Source organism: Lujinxingia vulgaris (genome assembly GCF_007997005.1).
Classification (GTDB): Bacteria; Myxococcota_A; Bradymonadia; order Bradymonadales; family Bradymonadaceae; genus Lujinxingia.
Map to the genome: position 1 here is coordinate 1 of NZ_VOSL01000084.1, position 799 is coordinate 799.

The 799-nt window shown below is 70.3% G+C and carries 1 protein-coding gene and 1 pseudogene; both read right to left on the minus strand.

Annotated features, from left to right (window positions below; translation table 11 throughout):
* Nucleotides 1-503: ABC transporter ATP-binding protein (locus FRC96_RS16005; RefSeq protein WP_146975906.1), on the minus strand; the 503-nt coding region annotated here is incomplete at its 3' end.
* Nucleotides 500-799, minus strand: a pseudogene (locus FRC96_RS22310) (hypothetical protein); the annotation flags it as partial. The gene FRC96_RS16005 and the pseudogene FRC96_RS22310, both read right to left, overlap by 4 nt.

Consider the following 799-nt stretch of genomic DNA (forward strand, 5'->3'; position numbering starts at 1 on the left):
ATCGCCACGCGCTGCTGCTGGCCGCCGGAGAGCTCCGCCGGGGTGTGATCGGCGCGGGCGCCCAGCCCCACACTGGCGAGCGCGCGCAGCGCGCGGGGGCGGCGCTCAGACGGCGCGATGCCCTTGTAGATCAGCGGGAGCTCGACGTTTTCGAGCGCGGTGGTGCGCGCGATGAGGTTGAAGCTCTGGAAGATAAAGCCCAGGTAGTTGCGGCGCAGCAGCGCGAGCTGGTCGCGGTCGTAGCGCGCCACGTCCAGCCCGCAGAAGAGGTACTGGCCGCTGGAGGGGGAGTCGAGGCACCCGATGATGTTCATGCAGGTGGACTTGCCCGAGCCGCTGGGGCCCATCACGGCCACGAACTCCCCGGGGTGGATGGCCACGTCGACGCCGTCGAGGGCGCGCACCTCGGTGTTGCCTTCGCCGTAGATCTTGCGCACGTCGCGCAGCTCGATGATCGGGGTGGTCTCGGGGCCGGGGCTGCCGGTGGGAGGAAGGGCGCTCACGGCTGCCCTCCTTTTTTGCCGGATGTTTTTTTGGATGTGTCGGATGTGTTCTCGGAGGATCGGCGATCGCCCTTGCCCGCGAGCTCGGGAAGCGGCCCTTCGCTAAAGCCGGTCAGAAGCTCCGTGCCCGCTGCCAGGTCGCCGGAGGTGATGTGGGTAAAGCGTCCGTCGCTGCGGCCGGTATGCACCCGGAGCTCGGTGGGCGCGCCGTTCTGCAGCACGTAGACCGTGCCCACGCCCTGGGCCGCGCCACCGCCGCGGCCGCCCCAGCGCCCGAAGCGCGGCAGCAGGCCACC